Source organism: Pseudomonas sp. N-137 (assembly GCF_034555295.1).
GTDB classification, from domain to species: Bacteria; Pseudomonadota; Gammaproteobacteria; order Pseudomonadales; family Pseudomonadaceae; genus Aquipseudomonas; species Aquipseudomonas rhizophila.
Genome location: NZ_JAXUDQ010000010.1, coordinates 302,452 through 318,447, shown reverse-complemented (window position 1 = coordinate 318,447; position 15,996 = coordinate 302,452). Strand labels below are relative to the sequence as shown.

At 61.4% G+C, this 15,996-nt stretch carries 11 protein-coding genes; all 11 read left to right on the top strand.

The genetic code is table 11. The features are described from left to right. The first annotated feature begins 105 nt into the window (after positions 1 to 105). Positions 106 to 1,170, top strand: coding sequence for a pilus assembly protein PilM (locus T3A99_RS10945; RefSeq protein ID WP_047225968.1), 1,065 nt, complete (start codon positions 106 to 108; stop codon positions 1,168 to 1,170). After that, positions 1,170 to 1,736, top strand: coding sequence for a PilN domain-containing protein (locus tag T3A99_RS10940; protein WP_047225967.1), 567 nt, complete (start codon positions 1,170 to 1,172; stop codon positions 1,734 to 1,736). The genes T3A99_RS10945 and T3A99_RS10940 overlap by 1 nt, the downstream gene beginning before the upstream one ends. Continuing rightward, positions 1,733 to 2,356, top strand: a complete 624-nt coding sequence (gene pilO / locus T3A99_RS10935; protein ID WP_047225966.1) for a type 4a pilus biogenesis protein PilO — start codon at positions 1,733 to 1,735, stop codon at positions 2,354 to 2,356. Before T3A99_RS10940 ends, pilO begins: the two co-directional genes overlap by 4 nt. After that, a complete protein-coding gene (locus T3A99_RS10930; protein WP_076382994.1) occupies positions 2,353 to 2,898 on the top strand; it encodes a pilus assembly protein PilP in 546 nt (181 codons plus the stop codon). The genes pilO and T3A99_RS10930 overlap by 4 nt, the downstream gene beginning before the upstream one ends. Next, positions 2,895 to 4,967, top strand: coding sequence for a type IV pilus secretin PilQ (pilQ, locus tag T3A99_RS10925; RefSeq protein ID WP_160893796.1), 2,073 nt, complete (start codon positions 2,895 to 2,897; stop codon positions 4,965 to 4,967). Before T3A99_RS10930 ends, pilQ begins: the two co-directional genes overlap by 4 nt. A 4-nt stretch (positions 4,968 to 4,971) precedes the next feature. Further along, positions 4,972 to 5,490 carry a shikimate kinase AroK gene (aroK, locus tag T3A99_RS10920; protein WP_003196983.1) on the top strand — a complete coding sequence of 173 codons (519 nt, stop codon included), beginning with the start codon at positions 4,972 to 4,974 and terminating at the stop codon, positions 5,488 to 5,490. A 147-nt stretch (positions 5,491 to 5,637) separates the two neighbouring features. Next, on the top strand, positions 5,638 to 6,738 hold the full coding sequence (aroB, locus tag T3A99_RS10915) for a 3-dehydroquinate synthase (RefSeq protein ID WP_047225963.1): 1,101 nt from the start codon (positions 5,638 to 5,640) through the stop codon (positions 6,736 to 6,738). A gap of 10 nt (positions 6,739 to 6,748) precedes the next feature. Then, the gene (locus tag T3A99_RS10910) at positions 6,749 to 8,311 is read left to right on the top strand and encodes an AAA family ATPase (RefSeq protein ID WP_139048628.1); all 1,563 of its coding nucleotides are present in this window, start codon (positions 6,749 to 6,751) and stop codon (positions 8,309 to 8,311) included. A 349-nt stretch (positions 8,312 to 8,660) separates the two neighbouring features. After that, positions 8,661 to 13,109, top strand: coding sequence for a glutamate synthase large subunit (gene gltB, locus T3A99_RS10905; RefSeq protein ID WP_047225961.1), 4,449 nt, complete (start codon positions 8,661 to 8,663; stop codon positions 13,107 to 13,109). 33 nt (positions 13,110 to 13,142) lie between these two features. After that, a complete protein-coding gene (locus tag T3A99_RS10900) occupies positions 13,143 to 14,561 on the top strand; it encodes an FAD-dependent oxidoreductase (RefSeq protein WP_047225960.1) in 1,419 nt (472 codons plus the stop codon). A gap of 240 nt (positions 14,562 to 14,801) precedes the next feature. Then, on the top strand, positions 14,802 to 15,869 hold the full coding sequence (gene hemE / locus T3A99_RS10895; protein WP_047225959.1) for a uroporphyrinogen decarboxylase: 1,068 nt from the start codon (positions 14,802 to 14,804) through the stop codon (positions 15,867 to 15,869). Positions 15,870 to 15,996 lie beyond the last annotated feature (127 nt).

Sequence of the window (15,996 nt, the reverse complement as noted above, 5' to 3'; positions counted from 1 at the left end):
TTTTTTTCGTCGGTAACGCCACCCGGACGTCCGTCGGGCCGGAGTGATTGAACGCAACGCATATTAGAGAGTCCGTAACTCACGGATAGTCATAGGGAATTGGTAGTGCTACGACTCTTCAATAAAAAAGCCCATACGCTTTTGGGGATAGACATCAGTTCCACGTCGGTGAAGCTGCTCGAGTTGAGCCGCCAGGGTGACCGCTACCGTGTCGAGTCTTACGCGGTCGAGCCGTTGCCGGCCAACGCCGTGGTCGAAAAGAACATCGCCGAGCTCGAGGGCGTGGGCCAGGCATTGTCACGGGTGCTCGCCAAGGCCAGAACACCCTTGCGCAACGTGGCGGTGGCTGTAGCGGGGTCGGCGGTGATCACCAAGACCATCGAGATGGACGCCGGACTTTCCGACGACGACATGGAAAACCAGCTCAAGATCGAAGCCGATCAATACATTCCTTATCCGCTGGACGAGGTGGCCATCGACTTCGAAGTCCTGGGCGTTTCACCGCGCAGCGCCGAGCGGGTCGAGGTGCTGTTGGCCGCCTGTCGCAAGGAAAACGTCGAAGTTCGCGAGGCTGCGCTGGCGCTCGCCGGGCTCACGGCCAAGGTGGTCGATGTGGAGGCCTACGCGCTGGAGCGCGCCTTCGGGCTGCTTGCCACGCAACTGGCCGCGTCCCAGGAGCGGCTGACGGTGGCGGTGATCGACATCGGCGCCACCATGACCACCCTGAGCGTGCTGCATAACGGGCGCATCATCTATACCCGCGAACAATTGTTCGGCGGTCGCCAGCTCACCGAAGAAATCCAGCGCCGCTACGGCCTGTCACCCGAGCAGGCCGGGCAGGCAAAGAAGCAGGGTGGCCTGCCGGACGATTACCTCGGTGAGGTCCTGCAACCTTTTCGCGAGGCCCTGGTGCAACAGGTATCGAGGTCCTTGCAGTTTTTCTTCGCCTCGGGCCAGTACAGTGCGGTGGACCACATCCTCTTGGCTGGAGGCACCGCCTCGGTCGCAGGCCTGGACCGGCTGATCGAACAGCGCCTGGGCACGCCGACCCAGGTGGCCAACCCGTTTTCCAACATGGCCCTGGGCAGCAAGGTCAACGCCGGTGCCCTGGCCAGTGACGCACCGGCCTTGATGATTGCCTGCGGGCTGGCCCTCAGGAGCTTCGACTGATGGCGCGGATCAACCTTCTTCCCTGGCGAGAGGAGCTGCGTGAGGAGCGTCGCAAACGCTTTTTGCTGGCATTGGTGGGCGCATTGGTCGGTGCGGTGGGCCTGACGCTGATTGCGGTCCGCTACCTGGACAGTGCCATTGACCACCAGATGGCTCGCAACAGTCATATCAGCGAGCAGATAGCCGTGCTGGACGAGCGCATCAAGCAGATCAGCGAACTCAAGGCCCGCCGCCAGCAACTGCTGGAGCGCATGCGCATCATCCAGGACTTGCAGGGTAACCGGCCGGTGAGCGGGCGCATCTTCGATCAACTGGCGCGCACCCTGCCTGACGGAGTGTATTTCACCGAAGTGAAGATGGAAGACAAGACCCTCTCCATCAAGGGCGCGGCGGAATCGAACAACCGGGTCTCGGACCTGATGCGTAACCTGGACTCATCGGACCTGTTCGATGCGCCCAGCCTGACGGAAGTCAAGGCCACCACGGCCGGTCAGCTCGATCAGGCCAACGTCTTCCAGCTGACGGTTCGCCAGACCCGTCCGGCCATTGTCGAGGACGCCCAATGAAGCCGGGAGAGTGGTTCGAAGCGCTGCGCAAGATCGACATCAGTGAGCTGGATACCAACAACATTGGCTCCTGGCCGATGCCGGTCAAATGGTTGAGCGGCATCCTGCTGGTCATCCTGGTGCTGGGGTTGGGCTACAACTTTGCCTTGAGTGACTTGGAGAACCAGCTGCAGCAAGTGCGCGGGGAAGAAAACACCCTCAAGGCACAGTTTGCGGGCAAAGCTCACATGGCCGCGAACCTGGAGCGCTACACCGAACAGATGAAGCAGATGGAAGCCTCCTTCGGCGTGCTGTTGCGGCAATTGCCCAGTGACACCGAAGTGCCAGGCCTGCTGGAGGACATCACCCGCACCGGTCTGGGCAGTGGCCTGGAGTTCGAGGAGATCAAGCTGTTACCGGAGGTCACCCAGCCGTTTTACATCGAACTGCCGATCCAGATTACTGTGACCGGCGACTATCATGACCTGGCAACCTTCGTCAGCGGCGTTGCCGGACTGCCACGGATCGTCACGCTGCACGATTTCGACATCGCCCCGATGGAGCCCGACGCAGGAGCGAAACTGCGCATGAGCATCCAGGCCAAGACCTACCGGTACAACGAGCAGGAGGTGCAGCCATGAAGCCGGCTTGGCGCATTATCCTGCTGGCGGGGCTGGTCGTGCTGGCGGGCTGCAACAACGATAACGGCTTCAGCGACCTGGACGCCTACATGAACGAAGTGCGGCTGCGCCCGCCCGGCAAGATCGAGCCAACGCCGACGTTCAGGCCTTACGAAACCTTCACTTACAGCGCCGCCGACCTGCGCAGCCCGTTTTCACGGCAGGTCAGGGTGGATCAGGCCGGCCGCCAGAAGGGTGCACGCAACGTCCGGCCCGACCCGACTCGGGTCAAGCAATACCTGGAAGGCTTCAACATCGAGCAGTTTGAAATGGTCGGGACGATTTCCAACGTCAGCGGCTCCTTCGCGCTCCTGCGCGGCGCGGGCGGGGTGCACCGGCTCAAGGTCGGTGACTATCTGGGACGCAACGACGGGCGGATCGTCGGCATTAGCGCCACCCAGGTCGAGGTGGTCGAAATCGTTCCTGATGGCGAGGGCGCCTGGCTGGAACGGCCACGGACCATTCCTCTGAAAGAGCACTCAATAGTGGAACTCGAACAATGAACAGGTTTTTTTCAGCCCTCGGTATTTCGCTATGGATAGCGCTGTTGTCGCCGATGGTTCATGCGGTCAATCTGAAAACGCTGGATGTCGCGGCGCTGCCGGGGGACCGCATCGAGTTGAAACTCACCTTCGACGGGCCGCCCCCTGCGCCTCGGGGCTACACGACCGAGCAGCCGGCCCGGATCGCTCTGGATCTGCCGGGGGTGACCAGCCAGTTGGCCCACAAGAGACATGATCTTGGTGCTGGCAATGCGCGAAGCGCCACGGTGGTCGAGGCGGCTGATCGTACCCGTCTGATCATTGGCCTTACCCAGCTTGCGCCCTATACCGCGCGGGTGGAGGGCAACAGCCTGCTCGTGGTGGTCGGCAAGGGAGCGGTTGCCAGCGCTACTGCCCAGGCGCCACGCCCGGCGGCTCCCAGCGCTGTGCCCACCAGAGCCAGTGCGCCGGTGGGCAAGGCGATCCGAGGGGTAGATTTCCAGCGCGGCACCCAGGGCGAAGGCAACGTGGTGATCGATCTGTCGGACCCCTCGATCGCCCCGGACATCCAGGAGCGTGAAGGCAAGATCATCCTCAACTTCGCCAAGACCCGGTTACCCGAACCGCTGCGCGTGCGCCTGGACGTAAAGGACTTCGCCACCCCGGTGCAGTTCGTCAATGCCAGTGCCGGCGCCGACCGGGCCACCATCAGCATCGAACCCAGCGGTACTTTCGATTACTCCACCTACCAGACGGACAACAAACTGACCGTCAGTGTCCGACCCATGACAGTCGAGGATCTGCAAAAACGCGATGCCAGTCGCGAGGCCTACAACGGTGAAAAGCTGTCCCTCAACTTTCAGGACATCGAGGTGCGCTCGGTCCTGCAACTGATTGCCGATTTCACCAACCTCAACCTGGTGGCCAGTGACACGGTGCAGGGCGGCATTACCCTGCGCCTGCAAAATGTGCCTTGGGACCAGGCGCTGGACCTGGTGCTCAAGACCAAAGGGCTGGACAAGCGCAAGGTCGGCAATGTGCTGCTGGTCGCCCCCGCCGACGAAATCGCGGCCCGTGAGCGCCAGGAACTCGAATCCCAGAAGCAGATTGCCGACCTGGCGCCGCTACGGCGTGAGCTGTTGCAGGTCAACTATGCGAAGGCTGCGGACATCGCCAAGCTGTTCCAGTCTGTGACCAGCGCCGAAGCCAAGGCCGATGAGCGCGGTACGATCACGGTCGATGAGCGAACCAACAACATCATTGCCTACCAGACCCAGGACCGGCTCGACGAACTGCGCCGGATCGTGGCGCAGCTGGATATCCCGGTGCGCCAGGTGATGATCGAGGCGCGGATTGTCGAGGCCAACGTTGACTACGACAAGAGCCTGGGCGTGCGCTGGGGTGGATCGATCCAGAACAAAGGCAACTGGAACACTTCAGGGGTCACCACCGGCGACTCCACCACCATCGGCACGCCTGGCAGCACCAGCACCAACCAGCCGTTTGTCGATCTGGGCGCGTCGGGCAATACCTCCGGCATCGGCATCGCCTTCATCACCGACAATGTACTGCTGGACCTGGAATTGACGGCCATGGAGAAAACCGGCAACGGGGAAATCGTCTCTCAGCCCAAGGTGGTGACGTCCGACAAAGAGACGGCAAAAATCCTCAAGGGCACGGAGATTCCCTATCAGGAAGCCAGTTCCAGTGGTGCCACCTCGGTGTCGTTCAAGGAGGCCTCGCTGTCTCTGGAGGTGACCCCGCAGATCACCCCGGACAACCGCATCATCATGGAGGTCAAGGTCACCAAGGATGAGCCGGATTACCTGAACAAGGTGAATGATGTGCCGCCAATCAAGAAAAACGAAGTCAACGCCAAGGTGCTGGTCAATGACGGCGAGACCATTGTGATTGGCGGGGTTTTCTCAAATACTCAGAGCAAGGTCGTAGATAAGGTGCCATTTCTTGGCGATGTGCCGTATCTTGGCCGCCTTTTCCGGCGTGATGTGGTTTCGGAGCAAAAATCCGAGCTGCTGGTGTTCCTCACTCCGCGTATCATGAATAACCAGGCGATTGCTGTGAGTCGTTGATTCTGTGCGAAATTTGATTCTTGTTGGGCCGATGGGCGCTGGAAAAAGCACCATCGGCCGTTTGCTGGCCAAAGAGCTGCGCCTGCCATTCAAAGATTCCGACAAGGAAATTGAATTGCGCACGGGTGCCAATATCCCATGGATCTTCGATAAGGAAGGCGAGCCCGGCTTTCGTGACCGTGAGCAGGCGATGATCGCCGAACTGTGCGCGTTCGACGGTGTGGTACTGGCCACCGGTGGCGGCGCGGTGATGCGCGAGGCCAATCGTCGGGCATTGCATGCCGGCGGACGAGTGGTCTATCTGCACGCCTCCGTCGAGCAGCAGGTGGGTCGCACCGCCCGGGATCGTAACCGTCCGCTGTTGCGCACCGCCGACCCGGCCAAGACCTTGCGCGACCTGCTGGAGCTGCGTGATCCGCTGTACCGGGAGATTGCTGATCTGGTGGTGGAAACCGACGAGCGGCCGCCGCGGATGGTGGTGCTGGACATTCTTGATCGCCTGCAGCAACTGCCACCCCGTTAATGCGTCGCGGGAAATGCGCTATCCTCGGCGTCCCGTCATGGCCCGCCGGGACGTGGCCGATGGCCATCGATTGACATCACAACAGGCACCGTGGACTTTCGTTAATTGCAGGCAGGACGCCTGATTCCATCTTCACTGTGGGGACACATGCAGACACTTAAGGTCGACCTGGGCGAGCGCAGCTACCCGATTCACATTGGCGAAGGTTTGCTGGACCGGCCCGACTTGCTGGCGCCGCATATCGCCGGACGGCAAGTGGCGATTATCTCCAACGAAACCGTCGCACCTTTGTATCTGGAGCGTCTGACCCGCAGCCTGTCGGCTTTCTCGGTCATTTCCGTGGTGCTGCCTGACGGCGAAGCCTTCAAGAATTGGGAAACCCTGCAGCTTATTTTCGATGGCCTGCTGACCGCGCGGCATGACCGCCGCACCACGGTGGTGGCCTTGGGCGGCGGCGTGATCGGCGACATGGCCGGTTTCGCCGCCGCTTGCTATCAGCGCGGTGTTGATTTCATCCAGATCCCCACGACCCTGTTGTCCCAGGTGGACTCGTCGGTGGGCGGCAAGACCGGGATCAACCATCCTCTGGGCAAAAACATGGTGGGTGCTTTCTACCAGCCCAACGTGGTGCTGATCGACACCGCGACTCTCAATACATTGCCCGCCCGCGAGCTGTCTGCGGGGCTGGCTGAAGTCATCAAGTACGGGCTGATCTGCGACGAACCGTTCCTGGGCTGGCTGGAAGAAAACGTCGACCGCCTGCGTGCGCTGGATCAGGCTGCGCTGACCTACGCTATCGAACGTTCCTGTGCGGCCAAGGCTGCGGTGGTCGGTGCCGATGAGCGCGAGTCGGGCGTGCGCGCCACGCTCAACCTGGGGCATACCTTTGGCCACGCCATCGAAACCCATATGGGCTATGGTGTCTGGCTCCATGGCGAAGCGGTTGCGGCCGGTACGGTCATGGCCCTGGAGATGTCCGCGCGTTTGGGCTGGATCAGTGAACAGGAGCGCGATCGCGGTATTGCTCTGTTCCAGCGCGCCGGGTTGCCGGTGATCCCGCCCGAAGAAATGACCGAAGCCGATTTTCTCGAACACATGGCAATCGACAAAAAAGTGATCGACGGTCGCCTGCGTCTGGTGCTGCTGCGCCACATGGGCGAAGCTGTGGTGACCGACGATTATCCGAAAGAGGTTCTACAGGCCACGCTGGGAGCGGATTATCGCGCCCTGGCTCAGCTTAAAGGTTAATAAGATTCCGATGACTAGTTTGCATGCCGACGAGGCTTTCCTCGGCCATTTCCAGTTGAGTCATGACCCTTTCGCGCCACGGGTTCCAGGCTTCAAGTTTTTCCCCGCCCAACGCAAACCGGTTCTGGGCCAGTTGCATCACCTGGCGCGTTACAGCCAGCTGTTGCTGGTGGTCACCGGCCCTCAAGGCAGCGGCAAGACCTTGCTGCGCCAGGCCCTGGTGGCCAGCACCAACAAGCAGTCGGTGCAAAGCGTGGTGGTGTCGGCTCGCGGCGCCGGTGATGCAGCCGGTGTGTTGCGTCAGGTGGCCCAGGCGCTGAATGTCGCCCAGGCTGAAGTCGGTGCGATTCTGGATCAGATCGTGCAACTGGCGCTGACCGGGCAGGAAGTCTATCTGCTGGTGGACGACGCCGAGCAACTCGACGAGTCGGCCCTGGAAGCCTTGCTGGCTCTGGCTGCCGGTGCGCCGGAAGGCCGTCCCCACGTCTTCCTGTTTGGTGAGTCGTCGCTGATCGCCGATCTGGAGCAGCTGAATCTTGAGCAAGAGCGCTTCCACGTCATTGAGCTGGCGCCCTACACCGAAGAAGAAACCCGTGAATACCTGGCCCAACGCCTTGAAGGCGCCGGTCGGGGCATCGAACTTTTCACCGCGGATCAGATCTCTGAGATTCACGAAAGCTCCGATGGCTGGCCTGGAAATATTAATCAGGTGGCCCGCGATGCTCTCATCGAAGTCATGATTGCCAGCCGCTCAGCGGTAAAGCGTCCAAGTATGGGGTTCAACATGCCGAAGAAACACGTATTGGCGATTTCCGCCGTCGTCGTGGTCGCGATCGCCGCCGCCTGGCTGATGCCGGGTCGCAGCAAGGCGCCGACCACCGGCGCACCCGCCAACGAGCAGGCACAACTGCCTCTGGGCCAGGACGCAGCGCAGCCCAATGGCGGTGCTCCGGAGGTGGAGTTCGCCGGTAACACTCAGCCGATGCCGCTGCCGCTGGTCGGCCAGTCGCAACCGGTCATGCGCAGTCCCTTGGCTGAGGCCGCTGGCGGTATCACCGAGGGTGACGACGGCGCGCCACCACCGATCGATGACACCAGCGATACGCCGCCAACCGTGACCACCAGCGCCCCACCGGCGGGTGTGCCAGCTGGCCCGGCACCAGCGCCAACTCCAGCCCCAGCCCCGGCGCCCGCTCCGGCCGCCAAACCAGCGCCGGCTCCCGCCCAGGTGGCCACCGCCAAACCTGCTCCAGCTCCGGCCGCCAAGCCGGCCACTCAGGCCGCTGGCGGTAACTGGTACGCCGGTCAGGCTCCAGGCAGCTACGTGGTACAGATCCTCGGCACCAGCTCCGAAGCGTCTGCGCAAAAATTCGTCAAGGAGCAGGGCGGCGAGTACCGTTATTTCAAGAAAATGCTCAACGGCAAACCGCTTTATGTCATCACCTACGGCAATTTCGCCAACCGTGATGCAGCCGTTTCCGCCATCAAGGCCTTGCCAGCGAAGGTTCAGGCTGGTAAACCTTGGCCTCGCACTGTCGCCAGCGTCCAACAGGAACTGGCAGCAACTCGCTGAAGATTCGGCGGCCTTACCCAGGCCGCCTCTCCCGGCACCTCAAAATTTCCGCAAGGGCGAGCGACCTTTCAGGCCGCGCGCCTTGTGGTGTCTGCGTCACAGTAGCGTTTGAGTCGCAGCGGTCGAACCCAAAAAAGTTTTGACTAGCACAGCGTATAGCTTTAAACCTTTCACAAATGCGACATGGATTTGCGACGTTTCGTCGTCAAATTTGTGAGCCCTTGTGTCGGTGTGTACAATGACCTCCCTTTTGCCCCCGCAAAGCTGGCGTACGTTCGGCGCGGCACGCAACTGGCTGAATTGAAAAGAAATTTGCCTCGATAAGAGGCAGCCTGGTGAGAAAGTGTCTATGAAAGCAGGTCTGTACCAACCAGATGAATTCAAGGATAACTGCGGTTTCGGCCTGATTGCTCATATGCAGGGCGAACCCAGCCATACCCTTTTACAAACGGCCATTGAGGCCCTGACCTGCATGACCCACCGCGGTGGGATCAACGCCGACGGCAAGACCGGTGACGGTTGTGGCTTGCTGATTCAAAAGCCTGACGAGTTCCTGCGTGCCATTGCCCAGGAAACGTTTGGCGTGACCCTGCCCAAGCAGTACGCGGTGGGCATGGTGTTCTTCAATCAGGACCCGGTGAAGGCCCAAGCGGCTCGCGAAAACATGAACCGCGAGATCCTGGCCGCCGGCCTGCAATTGGTGGGCTGGCGCAAGGTGCCGATCGACACCAGCGTCCTCGGCCGCCTGGCCCTTGAGCGTCTGCCGCAGATCGAACAAGTGTTCATCGCGGGCGAAGGTCTGAGCGACCAGGACATGTCGATCAAGCTGTTCAGCTCCCGTCGTCGTTCGTCCGTGGCCAACGCCGCCGACACCGATCACTACATCTGCAGCTTTTCCCACAAGACCATCATCTATAAAGGCCTGATGATGCCGGCGGACCTGACCGCCTTCTATCCGGACCTGAGCGACGAGCGCCTGAAAACCGCGATCTGCGTGTTCCACCAGCGCTTCTCCACTAACACCCTGCCGAAATGGCCGCTGGCCCAGCCATTCCGCTTCCTCGCCCACAACGGCGAGATCAACACCATCACCGGCAACCGCAACTGGGCGCTGGCCCGTCGCACCAAGTTCGCCAACGATCTGATGCCGGATCTGGAAGAACTCGGCCCGCTGGTCAACCGTGTGGGCTCGGACTCCTCGAGCATGGACAACATGCTGGAACTGATGGTCACCGGCGGCATCGACCTGTTCCGTGGCGTGCGCATGCTGGTGCCGCCGGCCTGGCAGAACGTCGAGACCATGGACCCGGACCTGCGTGCGTTCTACGAATACAACTCCATGCACATGGAACCGTGGGACGGCCCGGCCGGTATCGTCATGACCGACGGCCGCTACGCCGTGTGCCTGCTCGACCGTAACGGTCTGCGTCCGGCGCGCTGGGTAACCACCACCAACGGGTTCATCACCCTGGCTTCGGAAATCGGTGTCTGGAACTACCAGCCCGAAGACGTCATCGCCAAGGGCCGCGTGGGCCCGGGCCAGATCTTTGCCGTGGACACCGAAACCGGCCAGATCCTCGACACCGACGCCATCGACAACCGTCTCAAGTCCCGTCATCCGTACAAGCAATGGCTGCGCAAGAACGCCCTGCGCATTCAGGCGACCATGGAGGACAACGATCACGGTTCGGCTTTTTACGACGTCGATCAGCTCAAGCAGTACATGAAGATGTACCAGGTGACGTTCGAAGAGCGTGACCAGGTGCTGCGTCCGTTGGGTGAGCAGGGCTACGAAGCGGTCGGTTCCATGGGCGACGACACGCCGATGGCCGTGCTGTCCCAGCGCGTGCGTACGCCGTACGACTATTTCCGCCAGCAGTTCGCTCAGGTGACCAACCCACCGATCGACCCGCTGCGCGAAGCGATCGTGATGTCCCTGGAAATCTGCCTCGGTGCCGAGCGCAACATCTTCCAGGAGTCGCCGGAACACGCCTCGCGTGTGATCCTCAGTTCGCCGGTCATTTCCCCGGCCAAATGGCGCTCGCTGACCAACCTCGACCGCCCGGGTTTCCAGCGTCAGGTCATCGACCTGAACTACGACGAAAGCGTGGGCCTTGAAGCGGCGATCCGCAACGTGGCCGATCAGGCTGAAGAAGCCGCGCGCGCCGGTCGCACCCAGATCGTGCTGACCGACCGTCACATCGCCCCGGGCAAGTTGCCGATCCACGCGTCCTTGGCCACCGGTGCGGTGCACCATCGCCTGACCGAAAAAGGCCTGCGTTGCGATTCCAACATCCTGGTGGAAACCGCCACCGCTCGCGATCCGCATCACTTTGCGGTGTTGATCGGTTTCGGTGCCTCGGCGGTGTATCCGTTCCTGGCCTATGAAGTGCTGGGTGACCTGATCCGTACCGGTGAAGTGCTGGGCGACCTCTATGAGGTGTTCAAGAACTACCGCAAAGGCATCACCAAGGGCCTGCTCAAGATCCTCTCGAAGATGGGGATCTCGACCATCGCTTCGTACCGCGGTGCGCAACTGTTCGAGGCCATCGGCCTGTCCGAAGAAGTCTGCGAGCTGAGCTTCCGTGGCGTGCCGAGCCGCATCAAGGGTGCACGTTTCGTCGACATCGAAGCCGAACAGAAAGCCCTGGCGGCCGAAGCCTGGAGCCCGCGCAAGCCGATCCAGCAAGGCGGCCTGCTGAAGTTCGTCCACGGTGGCGAATACCACGCCTACAACCCGGACGTGGTCAACACCCTGCAAGCCGCTGTGCAGCAGGGCGACTACGGCAAGTTCAAGGAATACACCTCGCTGGTGGACAACCGTCCGGTGTCGATGATTCGCGACCTGCTCAAGGTCAAGACCCTGGACACACCGCTGGACATCAGCGAAATCGAGCCGCTGGAATCGGTGCTCAAGCGCTTCGATTCCGCTGGTATCTCCTTGGGGGCCTTGTCTCCGGAAGCTCATGAAGCCCTGGCTGAAGCCATGAACCGCCTCGGCGCGCGTTCCAACTCCGGCGAAGGCGGTGAAGACCCGGCGCGCTACGGCACCATCAAGAGTTCGAAAATCAAGCAGGTGGCCACCGGTCGCTTCGGTGTGACACCGGAGTACCTGGTCAACGCTGAAGTGCTGCAGATCAAGGTTGCCCAGGGCGCCAAGCCCGGCGAAGGCGGCCAACTGCCCGGCGGCAAGGTCAACGGCCTGATCGCCAAACTGCGTTACGCAGTACCCGGCGTGACCCTGATCTCGCCGCCGCCGCATCACGACATCTATTCGATCGAAGACTTGTCGCAACTGATCTTCGACCTCAAGCAGGTGAACCCGAAGGCGCTGGTCTCGGTGAAGCTGGTGGCAGAAGCCGGCGTTGGCACCATCGCCGCCGGTGTGGCCAAGGCCTACGCCGACCTGATCACCATCTCCGGTTATGACGGCGGCACCGGCGCATCGCCGCTGACCTCGATCAAATATGCCGGCGCGCCGTGGGAACTGGGCCTGGCCGAGACCCACCAGACCCTGCGCGGCAACGACCTGCGCGGCAAGGTCCGGGTGCAGACCGACGGCGGCCTGAAAACCGGCCTGGACGTGATCAAGGCGGCCATCCTCGGCGCCGAGAGCTTCGGCTTCGGCACCGCGCCGATGATCGCCCTGGGTTGCAAATACCTGCGCATCTGCCACCTGAACAACTGCGCTACCGGTGTGGCGACCCAGAACGAAAAGCTGCGCAAGGACCACTACATCGGCACCGTCGACATGGTGGTGAACTTCTTCACCTACGTCGCCGAGGAAACCCGCGAGTGGCTGGCGAAGCTGGGCGTGCGCTCGCTCGAAGAGCTGATCGGCCGTACCGACCTGCTGGAAGTGCTCGAGGGCCAGACCGCCAAGCAGCATCACCTGGACCTGACGCCGTTGCTGGGCAGCGATCTCATCCCGGCGGACAAGCCACAGTTCTGCCAGGTTGATCGCAACCCGCCGTTCGACAAAGGTGAGTTGGCCGAGAAGATGGTCGACATGGCCGCTTCGGCGATCAACGACCTCAGTGGTGCCGAGTTCGACCTGGATATCTGCAACTGCGACCGTTCCATCGGCGCGCGGATCTCCGGCGAAATCGCGCGCAAGCACGGCAACCAGGGCATGGCCAAGGCGCCGATCACCTTCCGCTTCAAGGGCACTGCAGGCCAGAGCTTCGGCGTCTGGAACGCCGGTGGCCTGAATATGTACTTGGAAGGCGATGCCAACGATTACGTGGGCAAGGGCATGACCGGCGGCAAACTGGTCATCGTTCCGCCCAAGGCCAGCGTCTACAAGACTCAGGACAGTGCCATCATCGGCAACACCTGCCTGTACGGCGCTACCGGCGGCAAGCTGTTCGCCGCCGGCACCGCGGGCGAGCGTTTCGCCGTGCGTAACTCCGGGGCCCACACTGTGGTGGAAGGCACCGGTGATCATTGCTGCGAGTACATGACCGGTGGTTTCGTCTGTGTCCTGGGCAAGACCGGTTACAACTTCGGCTCTGGCATGACCGGCGGTTTCGCCTACGTGCTCGACCAGGACAACACCTTCGTTGACCGGGTCAATCACGAACTGGTGGAAATCCAGCGGATCAGCGGCGAGGCGATGGAAGCCTACCGCAGCCACTTGCAGCGCGTGCTGGACGAATACGTCGAGGAAACCGACAGCGAGTGGGGTCGTGAACTCGCCGAAAACCTCGATGACTATCTGCGTCGTTTCTGGCTGGTCAAGCCCAAGGCTGCCAACCTGAAATCGTTGCTTTCCAGCACCCGTGCCAACCCGCAGTGATATGCGCCTGAAGAGTTTGATGAGGTTTTAACAATGGCTGAACGTCTGAGTAATGACTTCCAGTTCATCGATGTCGGGCGCAAGGATCCGAAGAAGAAACTGTTGCGTCAACGCAAGAAAGAGTTCGTGGAAATCTACGAGCCTTTCAAACCCCAGCAGTCGGCCGACCAGGCCCACCGCTGCCTGGGCTGCGGTAACCCGTACTGCGAATGGAAGTGCCCGGTGCACAACTTCATTCCCAACTGGCTGAAGCTGGTGGCCGAGGGCAACATCCTCCAGGCCGCCGAGTTGTCCCACCAGACCAACACCCTGCCGGAAGTCTGCGGCCGGGTGTGTCCGCAGGACCGCCTGTGTGAGGGTGCATGCACCCTCAACGACGGTTTTGGCGCGGTGACCATCGGTTCGGTGGAGAAGTACATCACCGACACCGCGTTCGCCATGGGCTGGCGCCCGGACATGTCCAAGGTCAAGCCGACCGGCAAGCGCGTGGCGATCATTGGGGCCGGCCCGGCGGGCCTGGGTTGCGCCGATGTGCTGGTGCGCGGCGGCGTGACCCCGGTGGTGTTCGACAAGAACCCGGAAATCGGCGGCCTGCTGACCTTCGGCATCCCCGAGTTCAAGCTGGAAAAGACCGTGCTGAGCAATCGTCGCGAAGTCTTCACCGGCATGGGCATCGAGTTTCGCCTGAACACCGAAGTAGGCAAGGACGTGACCATGGAGCAACTGCTCGAAGAGTACGATGCCGTATTCATGGGCATGGGCACCTACACCTACATGAAGGGCGGCTTTGCCGGCGAGGACCTGCCGGGCGTCTACGACGCGCTGGACTTCCTGATCGCCAACGTCAACCGCAACCTGGGCTTTGAAAAGTCGCCGGAAGATTTCGTCGACATGAAAGGCAAGAAGGTCGTGGTGCTGGGCGGCGGTGACACGGCGATGGACTGCAACCGCACTTCGATTCGCCAGGGCGCCAAGTCGGTGACCTGCGCCTATCGTCGTGACGAAGCGAACATGCCCGGCTCGCGCAAAGAAGTGAAGAACGCCAAGGAAGAGGGCGTGAAGTTCCTCTACAACCGCCAGCCGATCGCCATTGTCGGTGAAGACAAGGTCGAGGGCGTGAAGGTGGTCGAGACCCGTCTCGGCGAACCGGACGCCCGCGGTCGTCGCAGCCCCGAGCCGATCCCCGGTTCCGAAGAGATCATCCCGGCCGATGCCGTGGTCATCGCCTTCGGCTTCCGCCCGAGCCCGGCACCGTGGTTCGAGCAGTTCAGCATCCAGACCGACAGCCAGGGCCGCGTCGTGGCCCCGGAGCAAGGCCAGTACAAGCACCAGACCAGTAACCCGAAGATCTTCGCCGGCGGCGACATGGTTCGGGGTTCCGATCTGGTGGTGACGGCGATCTTCGAAGGCCGCAATGCGGCGGAAGGGATTCTGGATTACTTGGGGGTCTGATCATTTCCTGAATGGGAATGCAATCAAATGTGGGAGCGAGCTTGCTCGCGATAGCGGCGAATCGGTCGACGAAAATGTTGAATGTGATGCCCTCATCGCGAGCAAGCTCGCTCCCACAGTGGTTTTAGGTGTTGCCTGATACCGCGACAAATTGCCCCGATAGATAAAAGGCACGGCTCTTGCCGTGCCTTTTGCGTCGCGCTCTGAGAAAATGCCCGCACTTTTTTTCCGGATGCCGACATGACTGCCCTGAAGAACGACCGTTTCCTCCGTGCCCTGCTCAAGCAACCCGTAGACGTCACTCCCGTGTGGATGATGCGTCAGGCCGGTCGCTACTTGCCGGAATACCGCGCCAGTCGGGCCAAGGCCGGCGACTTCATGAGCCTGTGCATGAATCCCCAGTTCGCCTGCGAAGTCACGATGCAGCCGCTGGATCGTTACCCGCAGCTGGACGCGGCGATTCTGTTTTCCGACATTCTCACCATTCCCGACGCCATGGGCCAGGGTCTGTACTTCGAGACCGGCGAAGGCCCGCGCTTCAAGAAAGTCGTCAGCACTCTGGCCGACATCGAAGCCCTGCCGATCCCCGATCCGCAGAAGGACCTGGGTTATGTCATGGACGCGGTCAGCACCATCCGTCGAGAACTCAACGGTCGCGTGCCGCTGATCGGCTTCTCCGGCAGCCCCTGGACCCTGGCCACCTACATGGTTGAAGGCGGCTCGTCGAAAGACTTCCGCAAGACCAAGGCGATGCTCTACGACAACCCGCAAGCCATGCACCTGCTGCTGGACAAGCTGGCCCAGTCGGTGACGTCCTATCTCAACGGGCAGATCCTGGCCGGTGCGCAAGCGGTGCAGATCTTCGACACCTGGGGCGGCAACCTGTCGGCGGCGGCGTACCAGGAGTTTTCCCTGGCCTACATGCGCAAGATCGTCAGCGGCCTGATCCGCGAACATGAAGGTCGTAAAGTACCGGTGATCCTGTTCACCAAGAACGGCGGCCTGTGGCTGGAAAGCATCGCCGATGCCGGTGCCGACGCCCTGGGCCTGGATTGGACCTGCGACATTGGCAACGCCCGCGAGCGTGTCGGCAGCAAAGTCGCTCTGCAAGGCAACATGGATCCGACTGTGCTTTACGCCAAACCGCAAGCCATCCGCACCGAAGTCGGGCGCATCCTCGCCAGCTATGGCAAGGGCAGCGGTCATGTGTTCAACCTCGGCCATGGCATTACGCCGGAAGTCGATCCGGAACACGCCGGTGCTTTCCTGCGCGCGGTGCATGAGTTGTCGGCGCAATACCACGACTGATCGTAGCTCGTTCATCCAGCCTGTCGGGATTCGTTCCAGGCAGGCTTTTTTTTGCCTGCTAATTATTCAATGAAACAAGTTGGCTATCTTTGTCGGTTTGCCTGTTTTCTTTTGTTTAGTAACTAAC